Annotated in this window: 14 protein-coding genes; 1 reads left to right on the top strand and 13 read right to left on the bottom strand. The window is 47.1% G+C overall.

Going from position 1 to position 26,700, the window contains the following annotated elements; all coding sequences use genetic code 11:
• Positions 1–27 precede the first annotated feature (27 nt).
• Positions 28–3,654, top strand: coding sequence for a MobF family relaxase (mobF, locus tag ACM1PF_RS00690; protein WP_416671522.1), 3,627 nt, complete (start codon positions 28–30; stop codon positions 3,652–3,654).
• A gap of 532 nt (positions 3,655–4,186) precedes the next feature.
• On the opposite strand, the gene ACM1PF_RS00685 is transcribed toward mobF, so the two are convergent.
• The 13 genes from ACM1PF_RS00685 to ACM1PF_RS00625 form a co-directional block, all read right to left on the bottom strand.
• The gene (locus ACM1PF_RS00685) at positions 4,187–4,945 is read right to left on the bottom strand and encodes a thioesterase II family protein (RefSeq protein ID WP_416671521.1); all 759 of its coding nucleotides are present in this window, start codon (positions 4,943–4,945) and stop codon (positions 4,187–4,189) included.
• A complete protein-coding gene (locus tag ACM1PF_RS00680; protein ID WP_416671519.1) occupies positions 4,905–6,215 on the bottom strand; it encodes a tyrosinase family protein in 1,311 nt (436 codons plus the stop codon). Before ACM1PF_RS00680 ends, ACM1PF_RS00685 begins: the two co-directional genes overlap by 41 nt.
• Positions 6,212–6,820, bottom strand: a complete 609-nt coding sequence (locus ACM1PF_RS00675) for a siderophore biosynthesis protein (protein ID WP_416671517.1) — start codon at positions 6,818–6,820, stop codon at positions 6,212–6,214. Before ACM1PF_RS00675 ends, ACM1PF_RS00680 begins: the two co-directional genes overlap by 4 nt.
• The gene (locus ACM1PF_RS00670) at positions 6,820–7,290 is read right to left on the bottom strand and encodes a hypothetical protein (protein WP_416671516.1); all 471 of its coding nucleotides are present in this window, start codon (positions 7,288–7,290) and stop codon (positions 6,820–6,822) included. Before ACM1PF_RS00670 ends, ACM1PF_RS00675 begins: the two co-directional genes overlap by 1 nt.
• A 3-nt stretch (positions 7,291–7,293) precedes the next feature.
• A complete protein-coding gene (locus ACM1PF_RS00665; RefSeq protein ID WP_416671514.1) occupies positions 7,294–7,515 on the bottom strand; it encodes an MbtH family protein in 222 nt (73 codons plus the stop codon).
• Positions 7,516–7,558: 43 nt separating this feature from the next.
• Positions 7,559–7,909 (bottom strand): MbtH domain protein, encoded by a 351-nt coding sequence (locus ACM1PF_RS00660; protein ID WP_416671512.1) that lies wholly within the window; start codon positions 7,907–7,909, stop codon positions 7,559–7,561.
• Between the two features lie 70 nt (positions 7,910–7,979).
• Positions 7,980–8,327 (bottom strand): hypothetical protein, encoded by a 348-nt coding sequence (locus tag ACM1PF_RS00655; RefSeq protein ID WP_416671510.1) that lies wholly within the window; start codon positions 8,325–8,327, stop codon positions 7,980–7,982.
• A gap of 25 nt (positions 8,328–8,352) precedes the next feature.
• On the bottom strand, positions 8,353–9,777 hold the full coding sequence (locus tag ACM1PF_RS00650; protein ID WP_416671508.1) for an aspartate aminotransferase family protein: 1,425 nt from the start codon (positions 9,775–9,777) through the stop codon (positions 8,353–8,355).
• The gene (locus tag ACM1PF_RS00645; RefSeq protein WP_416671505.1) at positions 9,770–10,546 is read right to left on the bottom strand and encodes a class I SAM-dependent DNA methyltransferase; all 777 of its coding nucleotides are present in this window, start codon (positions 10,544–10,546) and stop codon (positions 9,770–9,772) included. Before ACM1PF_RS00645 ends, ACM1PF_RS00650 begins: the two co-directional genes overlap by 8 nt.
• A gap of 40 nt (positions 10,547–10,586) precedes the next feature.
• Positions 10,587–15,227 carry a non-ribosomal peptide synthetase gene (locus ACM1PF_RS00640; RefSeq protein ID WP_416671502.1) on the bottom strand — a complete coding sequence of 1,547 codons (4,641 nt, stop codon included), beginning with the start codon at positions 15,225–15,227 and terminating at the stop codon, positions 10,587–10,589.
• Complete coding sequence (locus ACM1PF_RS00635; protein WP_416671499.1) at positions 15,224–18,547, bottom strand: non-ribosomal peptide synthetase; 3,324 nt, start codon at positions 18,545–18,547, stop codon at positions 15,224–15,226. Before ACM1PF_RS00635 ends, ACM1PF_RS00640 begins: the two co-directional genes overlap by 4 nt.
• Positions 18,544–23,277 (bottom strand): type I polyketide synthase, encoded by a 4,734-nt coding sequence (locus ACM1PF_RS00630; RefSeq protein WP_416671497.1) that lies wholly within the window; start codon positions 23,275–23,277, stop codon positions 18,544–18,546. Before ACM1PF_RS00630 ends, ACM1PF_RS00635 begins: the two co-directional genes overlap by 4 nt.
• A gap of 19 nt (positions 23,278–23,296) precedes the next feature.
• Positions 23,297–26,677, bottom strand: coding sequence for a non-ribosomal peptide synthetase (locus ACM1PF_RS00625; RefSeq protein ID WP_416671495.1), 3,381 nt, complete (start codon positions 26,675–26,677; stop codon positions 23,297–23,299).
• Between the last annotated feature and the right edge of the window lie 23 nt (positions 26,678–26,700).

The following is a 26,700-nucleotide window of genomic DNA, read 5'->3' as shown; positions in this document are numbered from 1 at the left end:
TTCGCTTGTTCTAGTCAATCCAAAACCATGCTGTCGATGAGCAATCTCTCTGCTGAGCAGGCGGAGAACTACTACGAGCAGGACGATTACTATACCCAGGATCTCGCTGAGGATGAAAGCCAGCAGCAGAGCCAGGGTAAATCTAAAGTGCTGGGAGCAAAGTGGTACGGCAAAGGTGCGGCTGCTCTGGGGTTAGCAGGTGGCGTTGAACAACCTGTCTTCAAAAAGCTATTGCACGGTAAAACGCCGCAGGGAGGAAATCTCCATGCCAAGCGAATCAACCCTAAAAACCATCGGGCTGCCACCGACTACACCTTCTCTGCGCCTAAAAGTGTGTCGATCGCTGCCTTGATTCAACAAGATAGCCGGGTTATCCAGGCACATGACCAAGCAGTGGAGACTGCCCTCTCGGTTCTGGAGGAACGATATGCTCAAACGCGAATTAGCACGGCTCAGGGGCGGCAACGTGTTGGTACTGGAAATATCATTGCAGCCATCTTTCGTCATGAAACTAGCCGTGAACAAGATCCCCAACTGCACAGTCATTGTGTTGTGATCAATGCTACTCAACTGGCAGATGAAACGTGGCGAAGCTTTAGCAATGAAGCGATCGTGGCGCACCAAAAACTGCTGGGTGAGATTTACCAGAACGAGTTAGCCTATCAACTCCAAAAGCTCGGCTATGGGATTGAACCACGAGCGAACGGACAGTTTGAACTAAAAGGCTATGAGTCGCATCTGTTGAACATCTTCTCGACGCGCACGCAACAGATTCAGGATTACCTTGAGCAGTGGCAGCACCAGCTTACGGCAGACGATCGCATCCCCCTTGATGCTTCCCAGAAGAAACAAGCTACTCTCAATACGCGCCGCAATAAACAAACGATTCCACACGAGATTTTACTTGGGATATGGCAGCAACAGATTCAGGCGCAACATCGACAATTGCCATGTTTGCCAACGCTCGCACGAGACGTAAATGAATCCAATGAGGTCAATTTTCAAACCATGATCCAAGCTGGAATTGAACACGCGGCTGAACGAGAGGTAGTCTTCCGCAAAAGTAAGATTGAGCGGTTTGTTTTGGAGCATCATTTGGGACAGCAATCTTTTCGTGAATTGCAGCAAGACATTCAAGCCCATCCTGAACTTGTGCTGGTTGATGCTGCTCAAGACAAATACACCACCCAAACTGCCATTAGGCGGGAGTTGAACACCATTCGTCTGATGCAACAGGGTAAAAGAACGGTAAAAGCGATCGCCACTCCAGAAGAAGTAAGCCAGTGGATGAATCCGATGACTGCTTTGACAAATGGACAACGAGGGGCGATCGCTCTGGCGGCTACCACAACTGACCAAATTATTGCTTGGCAGGGCGTTGCAGGAGCAGGTAAAACTTATAGTCTGCGGCTGTACAAAGAACTAGCGGAATCGAAAGGCTATAGAGTCAGGGGTTTCGCTCCCAGCGCAGAAGCGGCAGATGAACTGGCGCGAGGAGCAGGCATTGGGAGTGAGACGATCGCCAGCTTGCTTTACTCCCAATCCACTTCTAACCAATCTCTGCTACCTGGAAAGGAAATTTGGATTGTCGATGAAGCCAGTTTACTCAGTGCCAAGGATGCTCAGGCCTTGCTGCAATGGGCAAATGAGCAACAAGCCAGAGTGATTCTAGTAGGAGATACTCGGCAACTTTCAGCCGTGGAAGCCGGAAACCCGTTTAAGAGTTTGCAAGCCGGTGGGATTGCGATCGCTTATCTCGATGAGAGCTTGAGACAACAAACGCAGGAACTTAAAACTGCTGTTGCTTTGATTGCTCAAGATAAGGTAGTTGAGGGAATTCAAGCGTTGGATCAAGTGGGTTGTATCCAGGAGATTCAGGATTGGGAGCAGCAGTTAGAGAAACTGGTTGATGATTACCTCAAGCTGTCACCACAAGAGCGAAGCCAAACCTTACTGTTGGCAGGAACGAATCAACAACGATTGGAATTGACCCAGCGGATTCGCGAACGGTTACAAGCTGAAGGAACGTTAGATGGAGACGTTTTCACATTCATGGGGTTGCGTCCGAGAAATTTGACTACGATCCAAAGCTGTTATGCCAGTGTGTATGAACCTGGGAATGTTCTAGTCCCTCACCAGGATTACAAAAAACAAGGATTAGTTAAAGCTCAGCAGTACACTGTTCTGGCTCAAGATCGATCAACCAATCAGCTCACACTGGAAACTTCAACGGGACAGATCCTGACAATCAATCCGGCTCAGTGTCGAAAGAAAACCGTCTATGAGATGCAGTCCATTCCCATTCCAGTGGGCGATCGGCTGCGTTGGACGAAGAACGATCGAAATGCCGGAATTCACAATGGACAGATCTTTACCGTCAGTCAGATTGATTCAGATGGAGTAGCACTCATCACAGACAACGATAGAAAAGCCATGCAGGTTGATTTTACTGGCAAGCTCCACATCGATTACGCCTGGGTCAACACCACTTACAGCAGCCAGGGGAAGACCGCCGATCGCGTCCTCGCACTGATAGATGGAATCACAACGAACCAGGAGTCCTTCTACGTCGCTGTATCCAGAGCTAAATACCATCTCAGCCTTTACACCACTGACAAATTTGCCTTAGCAGAACTGGCTCAGAAGACAAAAGCGAAAGAAAACGTTAGCGATTACATTCCTTTATTCCAGGTAGTCCCCAATCATGCCCAGACCTCGCAAACCCCAATCCAGTTCGTTCCAGCCTCCTGTGAACATCGAGATCTCGCAGAACGTATTGGAGAGCGCGTTGGAGAACGTATTGCTCAAAAGCTTGCAGCCGATCGCCAACGACCTACAACCGATCGCCCAGGAACTGATTGCTCTGCGGCAGCAAGTATCCCAACTGGAACAGCAATCTCAGCAGATGCACCAGACGTTGCAGCCTTTACCTCAAGACTTGAGCAGCCTGTTGAACCAATTTTTGAGGCAATTGCAGGCTTCCTTGAAGAGCGAGACCTCATCGAGTGCGCGGGAGAGCTTGCACAAGCAGTTACAGCAGTTAATCGCAGCCTTGAGTACCTGGAGCAATCAACTGAAAACCGAGCTAAGCTTGCAGCAGCAATTGATCGACTCCATGCAGCAGTTGGAACAAAAGCTCGACAACTTCAGCGGTCGAGACGATCTTGCTCAGAATCAATCCAGCGATCCCTTCAACCAATCTCAACAACCGTAAACAGAACAGTGACTAAGCAAATGGTATCTCAACCTTCAAGTCAAAATCTTCTCAATGAAAAGTTACCAACAGCCGTTGAGAAAACCCTCCAATCCCCAGTTTCTGCTTCTTTACTTTCCAACTTCTTTGATAAAGACAAGCTGGATTTGAGGCAACAATACCAACAAATGTGGCATTGGTATAGTCAGAGGACAGGAACAAATACACCTATTAGATTGGATTACTTGGTTGGGCGCAATGCATTTGAAAACGGACATAATCAGAAAGAGATTGCACTGATGTTAACCTTGGGAAGCCCCTATGTAAAGCAAATTCACCAAGAACAAGGTAAGGATAAGGCAAAAATTTACGTGAGCCAGACTGTCAGAACTATTTGTCAGAAAGAGCAAAGCCGAGCATCAGCCAAAAATCGGCAGAAGGACAAGCATCTGGAGTTATAAATCTGCACCACAGTTCAAAGACAATCGTAAATAGGTATTGTAGCCGACAGAGTAATGATCAAATTGCTAAAAACTGCGTAAAAACCCGCAGAATTTAGTAGAACCTTGGAGAGCGGGAGTGTTCAGAAAATCAGGGTTGGGTAGGCTGAAACCCTTGATTTTCCGTTCAAAAATCGAAATTTACACAAAAATGCGATCACTCCCGAGAGCCTTGCCCCTACTTCGGCAGGAATGTATTTTTGTCCAGTATGGATTCGTTGAATTGCCTCAATTAACTCTTGGCGGATAACATTTCCAAGCAGTCGAAAATGTCCCTTGTCGCACAGTGTTAGATTACCTGGTTGAATCCTGCCGTGCTACTCTCAGAGTTAGCCGTTCCATCCTTGCTACCTGCTAATACCCCCACCCTGTGAACAATTGCCAGAAAACAAACCCCTCCAACAATCATTTCTGTTAACTTGACTTGAAAATAGTCCTTTTGATTTCCTTAACTTCCTTCTTTGTTCGTGCTATTCGATGCAGTTAATCGTAGCTATTTTGGTTGGGGCAAGACCTGATTTAGGGATTGCAGTAGCAGAGACTGGGCGGTATGTAAGAAAAAGTGATCGCCAGGAAACATTTGCAAGGAAAAGACAGCACGAGTCTGCTCTCGCCAGGCTTCTAGTGCTTCACAGCAGACTTCTGGATCTTGCAAGCCACCAAAGACAGTAATGGGACAATTAAGCGGTGATTGCGGAGTGTAAACATAGGTTTCTAGCACGGCAAAGTCTGCCCTGAGAGTGGGCAACAGCAACTGCATCAATTCTTCATTCTGTAACACCGCTTCAGGTGTGCCATTGAGACGACGCAACTCGGCTAGGAATTCGGAATTGGGTAAGGTGTGAATGGGCGGATCTGGGTCTGGCACTTGGGGAGCGCGACGACCGGAAACGAATAGATGAGAAGGGCTACATCCATAGTCTTTGCGGAGCAACCGAGCGAGTTCAAAGCTCACTAACCCTCCCATGCTGTGCCCAAAGAAGGCAAAGGGTTTGTCGAAGTAGGGAAGCAAGGAAGGCGCGATCGCCTGCACCAGGGGTAACATCCGAGTGAATGGCTCTTCCTTCATCCTCAGACCTCGTCCCGGTAGCTCGATCGGACAAATTTCAATTTTGGAGCTAATCCCGTTAAATGCCCAAGACCGAAAGGTTAAGGCTCCACCACCCGCATAGGGCAAACAAAGCAATCGCAACTTTGCAGTAGGGTTAGGGTTAGGAATGGTGATCCAAGGGTTCGGAATGGTGGTTGTCATGATTAGCTGCTACACGAGTCGTATCGTAGGTGTATCCTAATGCTCTGAAATCTAAAACATTGGCAGGTGTGACAACCTGATTTGTGGTGATTTCTGGAAGCAATGCGAGTAGATTTCCAGGTCCAAGATTTCCGGGGGCAGAAAGACCGTTATCCCAGGGCCACATGGGATCATTGAGATTGTGTCCAAAGGGATTGCCGGTGGCTGGAAAGAAAGTAGTGCCTGTATGTCCCTGATCTTGCCATTCCGCCCAGAGACGATCGACATTGGCGTGGTTGAGCCAAAAAATTGGATCGTAGGGAGAACACGGAATGCTGTTCATCGTTCCCAGTGCTTCGATTTCTTTCGGAAGTCCCCGTTTGGGATAGGCATCCTCTACCAAAACGCCACCAATGAGCGTATGAATATAAGCATGTAAAACCCAGTCCTCAACGAGTTTACCCTGCCGATTTAGGGATTCAGCCCCCTCTATAAGGGCATTGAAGACTTCATAATGATCAAAGTTGAACAGTGCTTCTACCGCAGATTTTGGCAAAGGATACTGGTTAAAGGGAGGAACTGCGACAAACCGCCGCAATGTTGACCCAAACGATGTCCGCGTATGCCACTCGAAATGTATATCTGGGTTCAGCGTCCAGTCGGCAAAGATTCCGGATGTTACAAGTCCTCCTGTAAATGTTCCGGCTCCTGGAATCTCAACCGTCATGCCTTGCCCGTTAGTCCCCAGAAAGTCTTCTTGAAAAATCACGTCTAAGGCATTGGGATCAGTCCAATCCCAATAGGGCACAGTCACAGAAGGATCGATCGCCTGCAAAGCTTGTTCAAACTCCAATAAATATTGACGATGCCAGGGTAAAAAAGCGGCTCGTCCGTGGGCGGGGTTAGCTTTTAGAGATCCCGTTGATTCTGGGTTTCCACCAAATCCCATTGTGAACACATGCTTCAAAACAATTTGATCGTAAATACTGAGTTGGCTACCCTCTGGAATGGTTGTGGTTAACGCCTTAATTGCATTGACGAATGCCGTTTTCTCTTGAGGAGTCAAATTCACAACATTCTTACGGACAGGCAAATGTGAGTCAGAATGAACCTGAGGATAAACCAATACTGGTATAGGTTTAGCCAACGGAGAAGGTTCAAAATACTGAACAATTCCTGGAGTTACACCAATGAGAACGGCAATGGTAATGACGCTGACCAGAAAGACAATACGAGGTTGTCTTCTCAAAAATCGTTTGAGGCGATCGGCAAATTTCACGGCAAACTTCACGGCAAGGAAGACGAATAACGATGCTTGTCTTGAATGGTTTTAGGAGAATGAAACGGACAACCCTCTACACGATGTTTTGGATCAATGAGCGACAAACGCTTCTGCTTAAACTTGTCGAGCACTTCAGTTGCTTTACCTTGTTCATACCGTAAGCTACCGGCCGTATCTCCTCCAAACTTTTGGCAAACAGCCCGATGAGAAGTTGCTAAATGAACGTATGCATTCACAAACTTTTCGTGATGAGGATGAAGTTCTACCGGCAGCGTTTCAAAAATGGGTTGCAGCCGCTTCCAAATCTGAATCAAAGATGCATGTTCCCAAGACATTAAACCACTAAAGTCATGGGATTGAACATGGGGGGGAGCCATGCTGGGTCGAACTTTGTCTGCGTATGCCTGTTTGCTAAAACTACTTGCCATCTCCATCGACGCACCAGAAGCCACCATTAAATCGGTAGCTGTTTCTAACTCCAGTTGAGCATTGGGCAAATTACCTGAAATCATGCTCACTTCAAATCGTTTCAAGCAGATAATTAAACCCTGAATGTTAATAAAGAAAGACCAGTGGAAGCCTTTCCAAATTTGTTGGGCATCAACACTAGCCATCAGGCTTTCTCCAAAGGTAAATGAAATACTCTTGCCAATAGATAGACATAACCGGCAAACCCTTGTTTCTGTTGCTTCACTTGTACTGAATCAAGATCACGATTTTGATGACTTAGAACAAGAAACATCCGATAGGTGAGGAGGACACCTCTAACCAGGCAAATCGCAGGTGCTTGCGCTTGGACGTGAACGATGTCAAAGTAGCGATCGTAATCTTCGACTTCCCAAACCTTTAGGGGAGTTTTGGTAGATGGCACTTCTACAGGATGAATGTCATCCATATCCAGGGTTGCTAATTCCTGATCAAGCAGATCAAGGGACTGCTGGTATGAGGTGTTTTCTAAGGCTTGCAATAATTGATTCAGTGCTTTGCATAATTTAGTTTTTTCCGCCTCAGTCAGTTGTTCCTGGATTGGTAAATCCCAGGGAAGCAATAGATAAAGCTGCTGAGGGGTAAACGCATCGGACATTCTTTAGCTTTTAGAAGCAGATTCTTCCATTTTTTTGCGTAAGCTCAAGGGGCGCATATCTGTCCAAACTTCTTTGATATAGTCGAGACACTCTTGTTTCAATCCGCTTTTTCCGACATCATGCCAGCCCTGTGGATTTTCCCGATAGGACGGCCAAATGGAATATTGTTCTTCATGGTTAACGACAACTTTGTAAATGGTTTTGTCCTCTTGTTCGTCTCTCATCACGCTTTCCTCTCTTGCAATTGAGTGAATGGAATCTGGATACTTAACTGATTACAGCAGGGGATACTGGTTCAATTGGCTCAAGGTGTCCCTGGCCCTCCAGCGTTTGCAGGTCAACGTCGGCAATACATTTGACTTTGACGTAATTTAATGTCAAGTGACCCACCAGATGAATTGTACCAGCAGGGCGATCGAAATCAGTTTGGCTCCAATCACAGGCATTTGGGTCAAGTCTGACACCGAGTTCAGTTCCTCCTTGCGTGTTAGTGAATTTGATGTGAATGTAGCCGAGATCGATCCGTTCTTTGAGAGCAGTCGCTGTTTTTTTAGGACGGAGGCTGACTTCTACTGGATGATTTCCTTGGGATAACCGTTGAACAAGTTCATTCATCATAATCTCCATTCATCATAATCTCCAATTTTCTTGATAGTTGGGTTTCCAAAGACAGTCGTATTAGCTGTCATTAAGTATTTTTCTCAGGGTTTGAGATTGTAGCTTCTACCGTTTCATTCAGATTCACAGGTTCGTAGAGCGGAATTTCAAATTTCAAAATATTGTGGCAAAAGTCTTTCCATTCAGGTGTGATGTGATCAAAGATAATATTTTCGTCTTTGAAAATACCATCCGTGACTACATAGTTCTCCTGGAGATAGAGAAAATCATCGTCAGTTAGTTCACGATTGACTTCGATTTCCTGTCCATCAATCTCTTGTTTTTCTTTACGAAAATTTTCCGATCGCTCAGTCCACTGACTAAACTCGCGTAATCGCTGGATTGGATATGCCTTACAGTATTTTCCCATAGTTGCCATGATTCACCTCATTAATCATTCAAATTCACGATGCTTGTTGTACCAACTGCTTAGATGGACGAGGGAGGAAGTCCCCTTCCTGCAATTCTTCGATGCTATCTCTGGCTGCGGTGATGATGCGATCGAGATCGGCATCGGTGTGTGCTGTAGATAAAAAGCCGCCGCCTTCTCCTTTGAGCAAAACTCCTCTGTCAAACAGGTGATACCGTAACAAACTCATGCCAATGGCAGCAGCTTCATGGGTTGTAGCCGTGGAATTCCCAGCAGAAGCAAGTCCAAAGAAGGAGCCTGCCTGAGCCATGCGAATCGGGACTTCATGGGTTGCAAAACACGTATTCAATTGCTCTACAAATTGAGCCGTTCGTTGGTTTAACTCCTGCTGTAGTGATGGGCCCGCTTGCTTGAGATGGGTGAGCATTGCCCGCGCAGCCGCGATCGCCAAGGGATGCTTGCAGTGGGTTCCGGCAAAAAAGGTTTTCTGCACACGAGGAGACGAATCATCTCCATATTGCCACAGTCCGCCATCAATCTGATCTAAGTAATGGGCTTTGCCTGCAATCACCCCAATGGGCAGTCCGCCCCCGACAATTTTGCCATAGGTGGCAATATCCGCTTCCACCCCAAACCAGGCTTGTGCACCTCCCAGATGCAGTCGGAATCCAGTGACCATTTCGTCAAAGATCAAGGCGATCCCCAACTCCTGCGTCAATGCCCGTAATTGCAGTAAAAACTCCTTAGGCTGTAGATTAGGGCGACTACTCTGAATCGGTTCCACTAAAACCGCTGCTATTTCATTTCGATGAGCCTGAATGACCTCTAAGGACTGAGGATTGCCATAATCCAGTACAATAACATTCTCCACCACATTCGATGCTACACCGATCGCAGGCGGTACAGTCCGCGAGTGACCATCCACGATCTGATTGCGGACTAGCGTACCATCAGAATGTCCGTGATAGGAACCAGAAAATACTGCAATTTTCTCTCGCCCGGTTGCCGCACGAGCTAAGCGGATGGCGGTGAACACTGCTTCAGTTCCGGTATTACTGAAGGTAACTCGCTGCATCCCTGTGAGTTCAGAAATTAATGCTGCAACTTCACCCACTTGTTCAGCTTGGGGTCCCAAATGAATTCCGTATTCTAGTTGCTCGGTCAGTGCGTCTTTGATAAAGGCAGGGTTATGACCAAGGAGGTTTGCTCCAAACCCCATGATCACATCAATGTATTCATTGCCGTCAATATCCCAAACTTTTGAGCCGGACGATCGTTTCCCCACAATCAGATAACACAGTTCCTTCGTTAGGGGATTAAACCCCTCTGTGGTTCTTGGATCGGCTAACACTGAACGGTAGGTTTGCGCGACTTGCTTTGATCCGCTGGTTCGTTGGGTGTACCGCTGAATCAATGTTTCCAGATATTGTCGTTGTCGAATCCGGGTGGCATCACTCATGAGGGATTCCTCCTTTTTGGCAAACAAAATAGACCGTTTGGTTTTCTTCGGGGTTGGTTGGTTGTCCAGTGCGATCGTAAACATGGATTTGAGTAAAACCTGTGGTTTCCAAGGCAGCACGGATCTCTTTCCAGTCATAATCTTTGACGGGATACACCAGGTCTGAGCGTTGCCAACCATTTCCTTCGGGGCGAAACATCGTCACTTTGAAGGTGCCAGCTTGCTGCTCAGTGTCATAGGTTTCACCGATCGCCCAGGCATAGTCATCAGTGATTTCACCTTCTAATAACGGTAGGTTTTGATATCGTCCTTTCAAACCGAGATCGAATAAAAACAACCCTTTGTTAGACAAAGCTGTGTATACGTTAGCGAAAACGGCTTTCAGTTCTTCTAGACTGGTGACATGGTTGAGAGAAGAACTAATGGAGAAAGCGGCATCAACTGGGGTTGGTAAGATGAAGACACGAGCATCATCCAGAATAAACTCAACCTCTGGAGCATTCTGACGCGCATAAGTGAGCATTTCCTCGGAACCATCCAGTCCAATGACGCGATACCTCTGATTGTGCAGTTGTTGCGCTACATGCCCTGTTCCACAGCATAGATCTAAAATAGACGCGCCTGAAGGTAAGTGTGGCAGCAGCAATTGTTCCAGCTGAGGGAATTGATTCTCACAATAGCGAGGCCCCATTGTTTGATTGTATAACCATGCCCACCGATCGTAGTCTGTATAGCGTGATTGAGTAGAAGTCAAGGCTGTTGTTGTCATAACTAATTTCTCCTGGTGAGATTGAACGCTGACCATGAGGCTATTGAACGAATTGTTTGGGTCGAGTATCAACGTGAGATGATTTGAGGAACTGATGCTCAATCAGATAAGAGATATAGATATCTAATAATCGATCGCCAATCGGTGGACAGTTAATTGACGTATTGGCTAATCCTGCGATCGTCTGTTTACAATCAAACTTTAAGTCATGGGATTGAGATGATAGTGTCTGAGAATTTCCCGTAAAGAAGGATACTAATGGATATAACGCATGATGGGGAGAACGCTCTGCTATGAATAGCAATTGATCAATCCATTCCCCAGAGGTAAGACGTTGAATAGAATAACCTCTCGATCTCAATTTTTCAATAAGGAGATTGGCAGAGACAGGCTGAGGATGGATCAAATGAAACGCTTTGCCAATTGAATTGAGTTGTTGGGATAGATGAATGATCGCCTGACTCGCATAATCAATTGGAATGATATTGAGCAGCATGTCTCCCTCTGGAGCACCACCTAGTTCGACACAGCCCATGATTAACCGATACAAGAAATCATTCGGATTAAAAACCCCCGTTTGGCTATGGCCGGAGATGCGTCCTAGCCGATAAATACAGACAGGAAGACCGCGATCGCCCGCCAATCGAACGAGTTGTTCTGCTACCCATTTGCTCTGATTATACCCACCCTGCGGTGGTTCAGGGTTGCTTTGCTCTCGAATGATCTGGTCTGCACATACCTCTCGTCCTGAAAAGACGCTAATTGCGGAGATGAAATGAACGGGCTTGATTTTACCTTGAGCGGCGAATCGTAAAACCTCCTGAGTTCCTAAAACGTTTGCTGCCTTTAATGACGAGTAGGGAGACGCATGGTGAACCCAGGCACCGCTGTGATAAATCACCTCAACCGTTGTCGCCAACTGCTGAAATTGAGTAGGTGAGAGTCCCAAAAGTGGTTTTGATAAGTCGCCAATCACCGGAATGATTCTGGTGCGAAAGCGTTCATCCCAAAGCCGATAGGAGTCGAGACACTGCTGAAGCCGTTGCTGACCTGAACTTGTTGAATCCGATCGCACCAAACAGTAAAGATCTGCGTTCGTTTGTTGTAAGAGTTCATGGAGCAAGAATGCACCGACAAATCCTGTGGCTCCGGTCAGGAAGATAGCATGGGGTGAGGATGGCATTTGACAGGAGAGACAGTCAGGGAGAATTTCTGGATCAAGAACAGCTTCAGTTCTTAAATCGATCGATTCACCATTCGCTGATTTCTCCCTACGTTTATCCTGGAAACGGTTGGAAGATTGAACGAGTTGACTCGAGCGAGCGGTTTCAATTGATTCAGCTAAACCCGCTACCGTTGGTGTTTCAAACAAATTCATCACGGTTAGCTGCACCTGGAACACACGATGCAATCGGGCAATCACCCGTGTCACCAGGAGAGAATGTCCTCCTAGCTCAAAGAAATCATCGTGAATCCCAACCTGCAGCACCTCTAGCACTTGGGCAAAAATCTCGGCAAGCTTGGCTTCAGTCTGATTCCGAGGTGTGACATAAGATTGCTCCGAGTCGGTCTGCATCCCTTCAGGCAAAGGCAACGCCTGACGATCGACTTTACCATTGGGGCTAAGTGGCAAAGCATCTAATATCGCAAACGCAGTAGGCACCATGTAGTCGGGCAGCTTTTCCTTGAGAAAACGGCGTAGCTCTCTAGAAGTCGGAGTTTGTCCCTCTGTAGGAATGATATAAGCCACCAGCCGCTTATTTCCTGGCTGATCTTCTCTGACAATTACCAGGCTCGATCGCACCTCAGGATGTTGGCTCAACAGGGTCTCAATTTCTCCAGGTTCAATGCGAAACCCGCGAATTTTGACTTGATGATCAAGGCGACCCAGAAATTCAATCCTGCCATCGGGCTGATAGCGCACCAAGTCTCCTGTTTTGTAAAGCCGACTGCCAGGGCGATCGCTGAACGGGTTGGGCAAAAACACTTCTGCTGTTTTATCGGGACGATGCAAATAGCCCCGCGCTAAACCAACCCCACCAATATAAAGCTCACCCGCTACGCCAACGGGAACGGCTTGAAGGTGAAAATCGAGCACGTAAAGCTGCTTGTTAGCACTGGGGCGAAGGGTGGGTGAGAGGGGCACACCATTGCCACAGGGAACCATACTGGCATTGACTGTGACTTCGGTGGGCCCATAGGCATTGATAAACGATCGCCCCTCAGACCAGAATTCGATTAAATCGGGTGGACAGGCTTCTCCACCCACCAGGATCAGGCGGAGGGAGGGCACCTCTTGTCGGGCCAACACAGCCAGTGCTGAAGGTGGAATCGTGATATGCGTAATCGCTTGCTCCTGTAACAGATGCATCAGCGCATCCCCCGGCATGAGGGATTCCAATGTGCCCAGACAAAGGGTGGCTCCACAGCCAAGTGCCATAATCCATTCAGGAATAGAAGCATCAAAACTAATTGAGAAGAACTGCAATACGCGGCTGTCTGGCTGCACTTCACAGGTTTGAATCTTTGCCTCGGTGAGATTGCTCAATCCGCGATGGGGAACCAGCACTCCTTTCGGTTGTCCCGTGGAACCCGATGTGTAAATCAAATACGCAAGATTATCGGATGTAACCTGGCTGGGTGGATTGGTCGTGGGTAACGCTGCCCATTCAGCCGGATCAATGATTACCACCTGAGCAGTTGCACCCGATCGCGCTGCCACCAATGCTTCTACCGCCGCCCGATTTGCCCGATCGCTACAGACGACAGACACCTGAGAATCAATCAGCATGTAGGCTAACCGATCAGCAGGATAGGCAGGATCAAGCGGCACGTAAGCACCGCCTGCCTTAAGAATGCCGAGTAGTCCAATCATCATTTCTAGGGAGCGATCGACATAAAGTCCGACTCGTGTTTCCGGTTGAACGCCCAATTCAATCAGGCGATGAGCAAGCTGATTGGCGGATTGGTTCAGTGCTGCATAGGTAAGCTGCTGGTCTTGGAAATGTTGATCCTGGAAAATAAGGGCGATCGCATCGGGTGTCTGTTCCACCTGTGCGGCAAATCGTTCGTGAAAACATTGGTGTTCCGGATAATCCGCCCCAGTCTCGTTCCAGGTATGCAGGATTTGGTGTTGCTCTGCCTCCGTCAACAGTGGCAGTTCTGAAAGTCGCTGTTCCGGGTGATTCACAATGCCCTGTAGGAGCGTCTGAAAATGGTCAGCCGTGTGGGCGATCGTTGCTGCCTCAAACAGATCGGTGTTGTACTCAAAAACGCCAATTAATCCAGCATCTGATTCAAACATATCCAGGCTGAGATCAAGTTTGGCAGTCGGGTTCTCCTGTTTCAGAGGACTGAGCGTCAATCCAGGGAGCTTCAAGTCTTCGCTGGGCGTGTTTGCTAACGCAAATTTCACTTGAAAAATTGGGCTATAGCTGAGATCACGCTGGGGCTGCAACTGTTCAACTAAATATTCAAACGGCAAATCTTGATGGGCGTAAGCTTCTAGCGTGACCTCACGTACTTGTTTTAACAACTGTTGAAAAGGCGGATTATCGCTTACATCAGAGCGTAAGACGAGATTATTCACAAAGAAGCCAATCAACCCCTCAATTTCAGTCCGATTGCGATTGGCGATCGGCGATCCCACTAAAATATCCGTTTGTCCTGTATAGCGATAGAGTAAAGCCTTAAACGCTGCTAATAATGTCATAAACAGCGTCGTATCCGCTTTACGGCTCAAGGCTTTGAGGGCAGTAGTCAGGTCACGGGTTAAAGAAAAAGTATGTCTGGCTCCACGAAAAGTTTGCACTCTCGGTCGCGGGCGATCGCTCAACAGTTGCAGCACTGGCGGATTTTCACCAATTTGGCGTTTCCAATAGGCAAGCTGCTTCTCCAGGGTTTCTCCCTGAAGCCATTGCCGCTGCCAAACGGCAAAATCAGCATACTGAATTGTCAGCGGAGCCAGCGGAGAGGGTTCGCCCCTCAAGAAAGCCTCGTATAGTGCTGTTAGTTCTCGAATCAAAATGCCGATCGACCAGCCATCTGACACAATGTGATGCATCGTAAACAGTGCCACATGCTCTTCTTCGTTCAGGCGGAGTAACGTCAGGCGAACTAACGGGACTTGAGTCAGATCAAAGGGTTGCTGTGCGTCCTGGCTGGCTAACTGCAAGACTTGAGCGTCTTGTTCCGCAGGTGGAAGAGATTGCAGATTAACAAGAGGGAGCGGTACGGTCAGCGTTGGAGCAATCACCTGTACGGGTTGCCCTTCCACAGTCTGAAAGGTTGTTCGTAAAACTTCATGCCGCTGCACCACTGCATTCAGCGATCGCTGCAAAACCTCTACGTTTAACTGTCCTTTTAACCGTAAGGCGGAAGTGATGTTGTAAAGCGGGCTGCCCAGCTGTAATTGATCGAGAAACCAGAGTCGCTGTTGGGCAAAGGATAAGGGGAGATTTTGCTGACGCGAAACGGGTTGAATGGCATTTTGGGTCGAGGAGACACTCCCATGAATGTCCTTCAGAACCTGCATGATCTCCGCTTTGCGCGCCTGAATTTGAGCACTGAGGGCTGGCGTTAACGCTTCCTCTGGGGCATTACACCGCAGGCGATCGTCCTCTATCCACAGTTTCACATCCAGGCGATGGAGATAGGAGAGAAATTCATCAATGGTCTTCATAATTCAATCTCCTTGCGACCCGTTGTTGCGACGGGAGTTGGGGTTTGCCACTGCTGTAAAACCATCCGCCTTGTTTCAATGTGTTGCGCCAATTCTGCGATCGTCGGTTTTTCAAAGAGGCTGCGGAGGGGAATGTCCATTTGAAAGGCTTCGCGTAACCGTGACACCACTTGAGTCGCCAGCAACGAATGTCCGCCTAGATCAAAGAAGTGATCGTGAATGCCAATGGATTCGACCTTCAACACCTGGCTCCAGATTTGGGCTAGCTCAATTTCAACGGGTGTGCGAGGGGCAAAAAAGGTCTTTGCAGGCGATCGGACTGTATCAGGCTGGGGTAAGGCTTGACGATTCACCTTGCCATTGGGGGTCAGGGGCAAAGCATTGAGGGGGATGAAGACAGAAGGCACCATGTAAGCCGGGAGTTTGGTCTGCAAAAATGCTCGGAGGGCTTGTGGTTGGTATGACTCAGGTTCAGCCGATCGCACCGGAACCACATAAGCCACTAAGGATTGATGCTCCTCTTGCTGATGAACCATCACCACCACTTCTCGAATAGCGGGATGCTGATTGAATGCCGCTTCAATTTCGCCAAGCTCAATCCGTAATCCTCTCAGCTTGACCTGATAATCCAACCGTCCCAAAAACTCAATACTGCCATCCGGCAGGTAGCGGGCTAAATCTCCTGTTTTGTACAGGCGATCGCCCATGTTTTGACCAAAGGGATGGGGAATAAACCGCTCTGCTGTCAGATCCGGACGCTGCCAATAGCCTCGTGCCAATTGCACACCACCAATGTGTACTTCTCCCGGTACACCCGCCGGAACAGGTTGCCCGATCGCATCCAATAAATAAATTTGAGTATTCGCAATCGGGTAGCCAATCGGTACAGTAGGGCGATCGTCCTTTCGCTGATAATCCCAGGTGGTGGCACAATCCCAGGCGGTGACATCGATCGCGGCTTCTGTGGGTCCATACAAGTTATACAGCGGGGCTGGCAATCGCTCAAAATATCGCTGCTGCAATTTCAACGGTAATGCTTCACCACTACAAATCACCCGCGTTAAACTGCAACAGTCCTTAACCGCAGGTTCCTCCAGGAACACCTGCAACATCGACGGTACAAAATGCAGCGTCGTGATACCCTGTTCAACGATCAGTTGCGTTAAATAGCGGCTATCTTGATGCCCCTCTGGACGAGCAACCACCAATCGCGCACCGACCATGACCGGCCACAAAAATTCCCACACCGACACATCAAAGCTGAAGGGCGTTTTTTGTAACACGCGATCGTCAGACGTAAGTTGATACCGTTGCTGCATCCAGTGCAGCCGATTGGTTAACGCCTGGTGCGTGTTCATAGCTCCTTTGGGTTGCCCCGTCGAACCGGATGTGTAAATGACATAGGCAAGATTGCTGGTCGATCCATCACAACTCAGATCGGTATCAGGCTGTTGGGCGATCGCATCCCAGATACTATCCAGACCGATCAATTGCGCTGAGTGCTCTGGAAGGGTTGAGGTGAGTCGCTGCTGCGTCAATAACACGGGCACTTGGGCATCGTGCAGCATAAAGGACAGCCGCTCTGGTGGATAGCTGGGATCAAGCGGCACATAGGCTGCTCCCGCCTTTAGAACGGCAAGAATGGCAATCACCATATCCAGCGATCGTTCCAGGCACAGTCCAACTAAGGTTTCTACCCCTACGCCCAACGATCGCAAATAATGGGCTAATTGATTCGCTCGGTGATTCAACTCCTGATAGCTGAGTTGCTGATCTTCAAAGCCAAGGGCGATCGCCTCTGGGGTGCATTCGACTTGCTCTTCAAACAACTGATGAATGCATTGATCATGGGAGTAATCCGTGCGGGTGTCATTCCATTCCGTCAACACCTGGCGTTGTTCAGGTTCAGTTAATATAGGTAATTCTGATAAACACTGTTGGGGATTATGAACAATGGCATGAAGTAAATTTTGAAAGTGGCTGGCCATCCGAGTAATGGTGGCTGGCTCAAACAAATCAGTACTATATTCAATCTGCCCGGTTAAACCTCCTTCACGCTTTGACATGGATAAGGTCAAATCAAATTTGGCTGTATCGGTATGACTGAACTGGGAATGCAGTGTTACACCGGGCAGAACCATCGATCGCTCTGGTGCATTCTGTAAAACAAACATCACCTGGAAGAGTGGTTTATGGCTCAAGGTGCGCTGGGGTTGCAGTTTTTCTACAAGCAGTTCAAAGGGAAGATCTTGATTCGCATAAGCTCCCAAAGCCACATCACAAACTTGATGCAATAACGCTTGAAACATTTGATCAGCAGCGACATGGGTGCGGAACACCAGCGTATTCACAAAAAAGCCAATGAGCCGCTCAATCTCAGGTCGATTACGATTTGCAATGGGTGAACCAATCAAGATGTCACTTTGTCCCGTGTAGCGGTAAAGCAAGGTATTGAACGCTGCTAACAAAGTCATGAAGAGTGTAGCATTTTCCCTTTGGCTCAAGCTTTCAAGTTGCTGAGTTAGCTCATTTGAAAGAACAAATGAATGGGTAGCACCGCGAGAAGATTGGGCGATCGGTCGAGGGCGATCGGTTGGTAGATGCAGGTTTGGTAGATCACCGCTGAGTTGATTGAGCCAGTACTCTAGTTGAGTTTCCAGGATGCCTCCCTGAAGTTGCTGACGCTGCCAAACTGCAAAATCGGCATATTGAATTGGCAATTCTGTCAGAGGCGATTGCTTGCCGCTAGAAAAGGCTGTATACAGGGTTGTCAGTTCTTGCACGAGAAGTTGCATGAACCAGGCATCCGAGACAATGTGGTGCATTGTGAACAACGCGACATGGTCTGACTCAGCAAAAGACAATAGCGTGACACGAAGGAGGGGAGCTTTCATCAAGTCAAACGATCGCCTTGCTTCCTCATTGGCAAGACGCAATACTTCACTATCTCGTTTAGATGCTGGAATCTGATGTAGGTCTATTTGCGGAATTGTTAAGGTAACTGTGGGTACAACCACTTGAATTGGTTGCCCTTTAGACATAACAAAAGTGGTTCGCAGCACTTCATGACGGCGCACAATTTCGTTAAGGGCTTGCGTTAAAGCGGAAATACTCAATGTACCGGTGAGCTGAATAACGCAGGGAAGATGATACGCAGGACTATCAGGCTCTAATTGATGAAGAAACCACAATCGCTGTTGAGCAAAGGAGGTTGGGTAAGTTTTCAGGTTAGCTGTTTTTTGATGCAGCAAACCTGCAAGAAGCTGGCGTTTTTCTGCCAATGAAAAGTTGGTAGTAGCCCGGCGATTGGTGTTGCTCATTGTGCTATATCCTCCTCAGATAGGAGATGACCAAGCAGCGTATCTAGCTCTTGTTCTGAAATTTGATCAGGATCAATTAGCATTTGTTGAACAGGATTTTGAGCAACTTGTGTGATCGGTTGAAAGTGTACTTTTTGCACCTCTTTGCAAAGCTGATCAACAATTACTGCTTGCTCTGCAATAGTAGGTTTTTGAAAAATTTGTCGAATTGGAATCTCAATGTTAAAAGCCTGACGTAACCGAGAAATTAGTTGAGTGAGGAGCAAAGAATGACCACCTAGCTCAAAAAAGTTATCGTATATACCTATTGATTCAATCCCCAGAATATCTTGCCAAATTTCTGTAATGATTTGTTCCATTGAACTTTTGGGAGCAACATAATCGTTACTCAAGTTAGGTCTGGAATGCTGAGAAAGCGGCGTTCTTTCATTTGCAGAATCAACCTGTTTTAAGGTTTCAAACTTTAGCCACTGGTTCATTCTGGCTTGCAGATTTCCTGTGGAAATAACGATCTGAGCCACTCTATGGGGTAAACCAGCAAATAGCTTTTCAAAGGCTGCAATTCCTTCCTCTGGTGTCATTGCCCATCGATGGATTGCCAAATTGGAAGTTGTCGTTCGGGGAGATTCTGCTGTAAATTGCCATCCATCCCAGTTCACACTGACCAGAGGGAAAGATCTGATTTGTTGGTGCTTGTGTGCCCAAGCATCCATAAAACGATTAGCAGCAGCGTAGGCACCAAACCCCAATCCACCTAAAATGGAGGATAGTGAAGACAGTAAAAGACAAAAATCAAGGGTGCGTCCCTGTAAAACTTTTTCTAAGACGAGTAACCCATACACTTTGGGCATAAACTGTTGCCAACAGTCGTCAGGAGTCATCTCCCGAATGGTTTGCTGCGAAGTATAGCCAACATTCCCTGCGGCATGGATGACCCCATGTAGCTGCTTAAACTGGTCATAGATTTGAGCGATCGCCTGCTGCATTTGCGCCTCATTTGCGACATCTGCACAAATCACAAGCACTTCTGCCCCCAAATGCTCTAACGCCAAAATTTTACGGATCTTCTGGCTGATCAGATCTTCCCGATCGTGAGTTGCTAGCCACTGCTGCCAATGCTCTCTTTCAGGTAATTTCGATCGCCCAAGCAAGACCAATTTGGGCTGTGCCGTCTTTGCTAAATATTCCGCCAAACAAAGTCCGATGCGACCCAAACCACCTGTGATCAGATAAGCACCTCCTTGCCTTAAATTCAGATTTGTATTCCCCGTGTTTAAACGAATCGGATCAAAGGTCTGAACCCAACGATGCTGACCTCGATAGGCAACGATGCGATCCATATCCGCTGTAGTCAGTTCAGTTACAAGATCATCGACTAACCTGGAAGATAGTTCGCCATCGGCATTTGCAATGTCTACGTTATGGCAAGTAATGTGAGAATATTCCTGAGGAATCACCTTACATAGTCCCAAAACGGTTGCCTGCTCAGGAGATAGTTTCTCGTCACCTGTGACATTGTGAACATTGCTCGTCATAACGCTCAACTGTAAAGGCTCGACCCACTTCTCCCTTGCCAAGGCTTGAATGAAAAATAACAAACTATAAAACCCGATCGTTTGATTCCTTTTGAAGAGTGATGAATCAAAAGTTTGGGCTTGATGTCCTCGATCGTCCTCATAAGCAGACTCAGGAACAACACTCCAAAGATGAGCTACTGCGTGTGGCAATTGGTTATTTTGAGCAAGGGTTTGAAGCAGTTTAATATAGTCTTCCTGGCGTTGAGGATTAATGATATAAGCGGTCTGATGGATCTGACCAAATTCCTGACCTACTTTTACAGTAATCACATCCTGTTCTTTCCGGACAAGTTGCTCAACTACTGCATCCCCAATTCCCGCTGAGTCAGCAAAAACTAGCCAGCGTGATAATTGCTGTGTCTGCATATTGGGTTTTGAAGAAACTGGAAGTAATAAAGATTGTTTCCAGGATGGAACATAAAACCAATCTACTACATCAGGTTTTTTATCCAAAATCTTCTGTCTTGAAGTATTAGAGAGCATTTCAGGTTTGGAATCAATCCAGTAACGTTGACGCTCAAATGGGTACGTTGGTAAAGGAATTCGATGCCGCTGCTCATGGACATACAAATCAGACCAGTCAATAGATGCACCAGTGAGCCAAAGTTTTCCTAATGTTTTCAATAGGTAGGCTACGTCTGACTGTTGGTCTTGGGGATGACGCAGTGAAGCAAGCACAATGTGTTGAGCCGTTTGATCAAGATGTTGTTTCACTAAGGTGTTGAGCATTCGTCCCGGACCAACTTCCAAGAAGAAGTTAGCGGATTCTTGCACTAGCTGAGTAATGCCTTCGCTAAACCGTACAGTCTGACGTAAATGCTGAGTCCAATAGTGAGGCGCGATCGCCTGCTCTGTTGTAATCCAAGTTCCCGTCACGTTTGAGATGAAGGGAATCTTTGGAGGATATCGTTTAATTTGACTAACTTGGTTTGAAAAAGATTCCAAAATTGGTTCCATCATTGCCGAATGAAAGGCATGGGAAGTTTTCAAGCGACGGTACTCAATCCCTTTCTGGCTTAACTGAGTTTGTAAATCATTAATTGCAGATTCAGAACCCGATACCACACAAAGCGATGGTGCATTATGGACGGCTAAAGACAAGTCCTGACCTAGCCAAGGTTGGAGCTGCTCTTTCGATAAAGACACTGAAAGCATGGCTCCTGTCGGGAGTTGTTGCATCAACTGTCCACGAGTCGCTACCAGTGCCAGAGCATCATCAAGAGAAAACACACCCGCTAAACAAGCCGCGACATACTCACCAATACTATGACCAATCATGGCTTGAGGACGAATCCCCCAAGTTATCCACAATTGGGACAGGGCATACTCTGTGACGAAAAGTGCAGACTGGGCTAACGCCGTTTGTTTAAGCTGCTGAGAGGCAACTTCAATTTGCTCTGTATCTGCATAGAGAATCTGACGCAAATCCAGTCCCAAGCGAGGTTGTAATCGTTCACAGCAATCATCAATGTGCGATCGAAAGACTGGCTCTGTTTCATACAGATCTTGCCCCATGCCAACATACTGGGCACCCTGTCCTGGAAACATAAAAATGATGGGTCGAGTGGTCGGCTCATGGAATTGAGTCAATACTCGTTGCGGATCGACAGGTTCCAGAGCAGATACTGCCTCGTTCAGATCTTGGCAAACCAAAACACGCCGATGATTAAACCTATGACGACCCATCTGTAGGGTATACGCGACATCTGCCAAATTGAGGTCAGGATGCTGCTTCAGGTGAGTGACCAAGTTGCTTGTTGCTGTCTCTAAAGCCGAAGGAGTTCTCGCAGAAAGCACAATGAGCTGATACGGGCGCGAGCAACCTGAAGGATTAATAGGTGGGGCTTCTTCAAGGATGACATGGGCATTAGTGCCGCCCATCCCAAACGAACTGACTCCTGCTCGTCGTGAAGTCCCGTTTGTTCGCCACTCAGAGAGCTCAGTATTGACATAAAAAGGACTGTTGGCAAAATCAATTTTAGGATTGGGCTGTTGGAAGTGGAGACTGGGAGGGAGCTTTTGATGCTGAAGGGCCAGAATGGTTTTGATTAAGCCCGCCACCCCAGCCGCTGCACCCAGATGTCCAATGTTAGTTTTAACCGAACCGATCGCACAGAAGCCTTTCTTGTCCGTACTCATCCGAAAGGCTTGCGTCAATGCTGCAACTTCAATGGGATCGCCTAAGGGTGTCCCTGTACCGTGGGCTTCAATGTATGAAATTGTTTCAGGATGAATCTCGGCGATCGCTTGAGCAGCACGAATCACTTTTGCCTGACTTTCAATGCGAGGTGCAGTGTAGCTAACCTTCAAAGCTCCATCATTGTTAGTCGCTGATCCCTTAATAACGGCACGAATACAATCGCGATCGGCTAAAGCATCTTCTAATCGTTTCAAGACAACAAGTCCAATTCCGTCGCCTCCCACCGTTCCTTGAGCGTTGGCATCAAAGGCTCGGCAATGCCCATCTGGAGAGAGAATTCCGCCTTCCTCATAGAGATATCCTGCTTTCTGTTGTGGGGAAATGCCAACGCCTCCTGCCAGAGCCATGTCACACTCACCACTGAGCAGGCTTTGACAGGCCAGGTGAACTGCGACCAAGGAAGTTGAACAAGTCGTTTCAACGGTATAACTGGGACCTTCTAAATTGAGTTTGTAAGAAATTCGCGTAGCTAGTGTTCCTAAATCATTACTTAAAAATACTTGATGTTGACTAACCGATCGCAAAATCTCCTGGCGATTTGGCAGAAGATTCGCAAGTAAGTAAAGGCTGGATCTGGCACCTGCATAAACCCCAATTGAACCTTGATAGGATTCAGAAGTATAGCCTGCATCCTCAAGGGCTGTCCAAGCTTGCTCTAAAATGAATCGATACTGGGGATCTAGGATTTCTGCTTCCCTGGGTGAAACGCCAAAAAATGATGCATCAAACCGATCAATATCTTCTAAAACACCATTTGCTTTAACATAGTTAGCATTGTTAATTAGTTCATTCTCTATGCCTGAATGAAGCAATTCTTCATTTGCGAAATGAGTAATAGATTCAATCGAATTCTGCAAATTTTGCCAAAATTCATCAGCATTATTAGCCCCTGGAAAACGTCCAGAAAGACCAATTACTGCTACTTCTAACCCATTCGTATTTATATCAGACATTTTCAAAGTATCCATATTTTCAGGCCCTATCCTGCTTTTGCTGGCTGCGCTCAAATCGCTTTTTCATGCGTGCTTTACCGTGTTGAAGTGTTTCGAATTGTTGAACAACTTCTTGTTGTGAAGCAGAGAATTCTTGATCTATCTGGTTTAAATATTTTATCAGGGAATGAATTGTTGGATATCTGAATAAGTCGAGAATTGATAAATTTAATTTTAGCCTTTCATGTAGCTGATTATTCAATTGAATCAGCAGCAACGAATGTCCACCTAAATCGAAAAAATTATCGTGAATTCCTACATTTTTTAAGTGAAGAATTTCTTTCCAAATTGCGGCGATCGTTCGCTCTTGTTCAGTCTGTGGTATCACATAATTCGCTAATAATTCAGGCTGATAAATGCCTGGAGTGGGTAACGCCTTACGATCGACTTTGCCATTTGGCGTAAGCGGTAAAGCCTCTAGCTTGACAAAAACAGTCGGCACCATGTATGTGGGTAATTTCTCTGCTACAAATTGCCGCAACTCAAGAGTTAGATCAATCTCGTTAGATCGCATTACCACATAAGCCACCAAGCGTTGTAACCCTGGCTCATCCTCCCGCACTAATACCACACTGCTAGATACAATTGGATGCTGATTTAACACTGCTTCAATTTCACCCAATTCAATGCGGAAGCCGCGAATCTTCACCTGATGGTCAATTCGTCCCAGATACTCGATCGTTCCATCGGGTAAGTAATGCGCTAAATCACCTGTTTTATACAATCGTAAGCCGGGTTCTGAACTAAAAGGATTTGGAATAAATTTCTCTGCGGTTAATTCCGGTCGCCGGAGATAGCCACGAGCAAGCTGCACACCCCCAATATGCACCTCTCCAGGTACGCCAATCGGCACAGGCTGCCCCGCTGGATTCAAAATGTAAATTTGCGTATTGGCAATGGGACGACCGATCGGCACAATGGTTTCATTTTCCTGAGGCTGACAGTGCCATGCCGTGACATCGATCGCGGCTTCCGTCGGTTCATAGAGATTGTGGAGTTCTGCTTCAAGTTGCTCCAAACATTGCTGCTGCAAACTCAACGGCAATGCCTCGCCACTGCAAAGTATTCGTTTGAGACTGCCATTACAAAACTCTAAACTTGATTCATTTAGAAACACTTGCAACATGGAGGGAACAAAATGCAGCGTCGTGATGCGTTCCTGAGCAACCAGTTGCATCAGATAGCGGCTGTCCTGATGTCCGCCCGGACGAGCGATCACCAAGGTTGCTCCGACCATCAAGGGCCAGAAAAATTCCCACACTGAGACATCAAAGCTGAAGGGAGTCTTCTGTAAGACGCGATCGGCTGAAGTTAAATGATAAGCATCCTGCATCCACCGTAAGCGATTGCAGACCCCCTGGTGCATGTTCATCGCTCCTTTAGGCTGACCCGTGGAGCCAGAGGTGTAAATGACATAGCTGAGGTGGTCAGGAGAGACAGAACTGTGGGGATTAGTTTGGCTGGATGTGGCGATCGTATCCCAGTGGGTGTCCAAGCAGAACAAATGAGCAGGGGTGGAGAGGGTATCTACCAGAGCAGCTTGGGTGAGTACGATGGAAGTTTGAGCATCGTTGAGCATGAAGGCAAGGCGGGCTTGGGGATAGGAAGGGTCAAGCGGCACATAAGCCCCACCTGCTTTGAGGATGGCTAACAGGGCAATCATGAGAGCGGGCGATCGCTCCAAACAAACTCCCACTAAGGTGTCTGGTTCCACGCCTAGAAACTGAAGATGATGGGCTAATTGATTCGCTCGATGATTCAGTTCTTGATAGCTAAATTGCTGTCCCTCAAAAGCAAGGGCAATTGAATCCGGTGTACGTTCTACTTGTGCTTCAAATAATTGATGAATGCATTGATTCTGAGAATACTCTATTTGAGTCTGATTCCATTCCACCAGGATTTGTTGCCATTCTGTTTCTGAAAGTACTGAAAACTCTGACAAATTTTGCTCAGGGCAGGACGCGATCGCTTCTAATATGTTGTGAAAATGAGTAACTAAGCAAGTAATTTTAGATTCATCAAATAAATCGGTGCTGTATTCTACTTGTCCATGAATCCCTTGTTCGGTTTCAGCTAGATTAAAACGCAACTCAAATTTTGTAGTCTCGCTTTCGGTTGGCACAATACTCAAGGTCAAGTCTGAGAGTTCCAATGAATCGATAGGAGCAAGCTGAAAATCGAGCTTAACCTGAAACAGAGGAGCCATTTGACCTAAAGCCCGTTCTGGATTCAGGAATTCCACTAATCGCTCAAACGGTAAGTCTTGATGGGCATAAGCTCCCAGCGTCACCTCTCGCACCCGCTGCAACAATTCCCGAAAGGTCGGATTTCCAGATAATTTCATCCGTAGTACTAACGTGTTAACGAGTAGCCCAATCAACCCTTCCGTTTCAACTCGGTTGCGATTGGCAATATCAGTACCAACAACAATATCGTCTTGATTCGAGTATTTGCATAGCAAAATATTGAAGGCAGTTAAGAAGACAACAAATAATGTCACTCCTTCCTGAGCACTAAGCTGTTTGAGGGCGGTAGTAAGCGATCGCGACAAAATAAACGAACACTGCTTACCTTGAAAGGTTGGAATCGCAGGTCGGGGGCGATCGGTGGGAAACTCTAAAACTGGAAGACCAGCTAACTGTTGTTTCCAGTAATCTAATTGCTGTTGCAGCACCTCACCCTGCAAGGATTGCCGTTGCCAAATTGCCCAGTCTGCGTATTGAATGGGTAAGTCAGGCAGGGGAGAATTCTCTCCCTTGGAAAAGGCTTCGTAAAGGACTTTCAACTCTCGCATCAAAACACTTAAAGACCAGCGATCCGAAATAATGTGATGCATGGTTAACAGCAACACATGATCGGTTTCGCTCAAATGCAGGAGCGTCGATCGCAACAAGGGTTGAGCCAAGTCAAACGGGTGCTGAGCAGATTTCGTTGCCAGACGTTGAATTTCTAAATCTGGTTGGGATATCTGGCTCAGATCTACGATTGGCATGATTACCTGAATCGGATGAACTGGATCAATTACCTGAACAGGTTGTCCCTGTTCATCAGTCATAATTCGAGTTCGTAAAGTTTCATGCCGCGAAACCAGTTCATGGAACGTTTGTTGCAGTACTGCCACCCTGAGATGTCCTTGCAGACGGAGGGCAACTGGAATGTTATAGGAAGCGTTTTGGGGATCAAGCTGCTGAATGAACCATAACCGTTGCTGTGCAAAGGATAACGGCAGAGCATTGGAGTCCTTCCGCTTCGGAATGATTTGTGCTTTTGGCAGTTCTAATCCCTTGCGCTTGAGCCGGAGTTCAAGCCAAGCTCGTTGCTCAGGAGATAGGGTGGCAAGCTGTTGAGAAACGTCGTCCATGATTGAAACCAAAAAATTGCAGG

The organism is Egbenema bharatensis FJBBOT/2019, assembly GCF_048077055.1.
Lineage (GTDB): Bacteria > Cyanobacteriota > Cyanobacteriia > Elainellales > Elainellaceae > Egbenema > Egbenema bharatensis.
The sequence above is the reverse complement of the archived record's forward strand: the minus strand, read 5'-3'. Positions and strand labels throughout refer to the sequence as shown.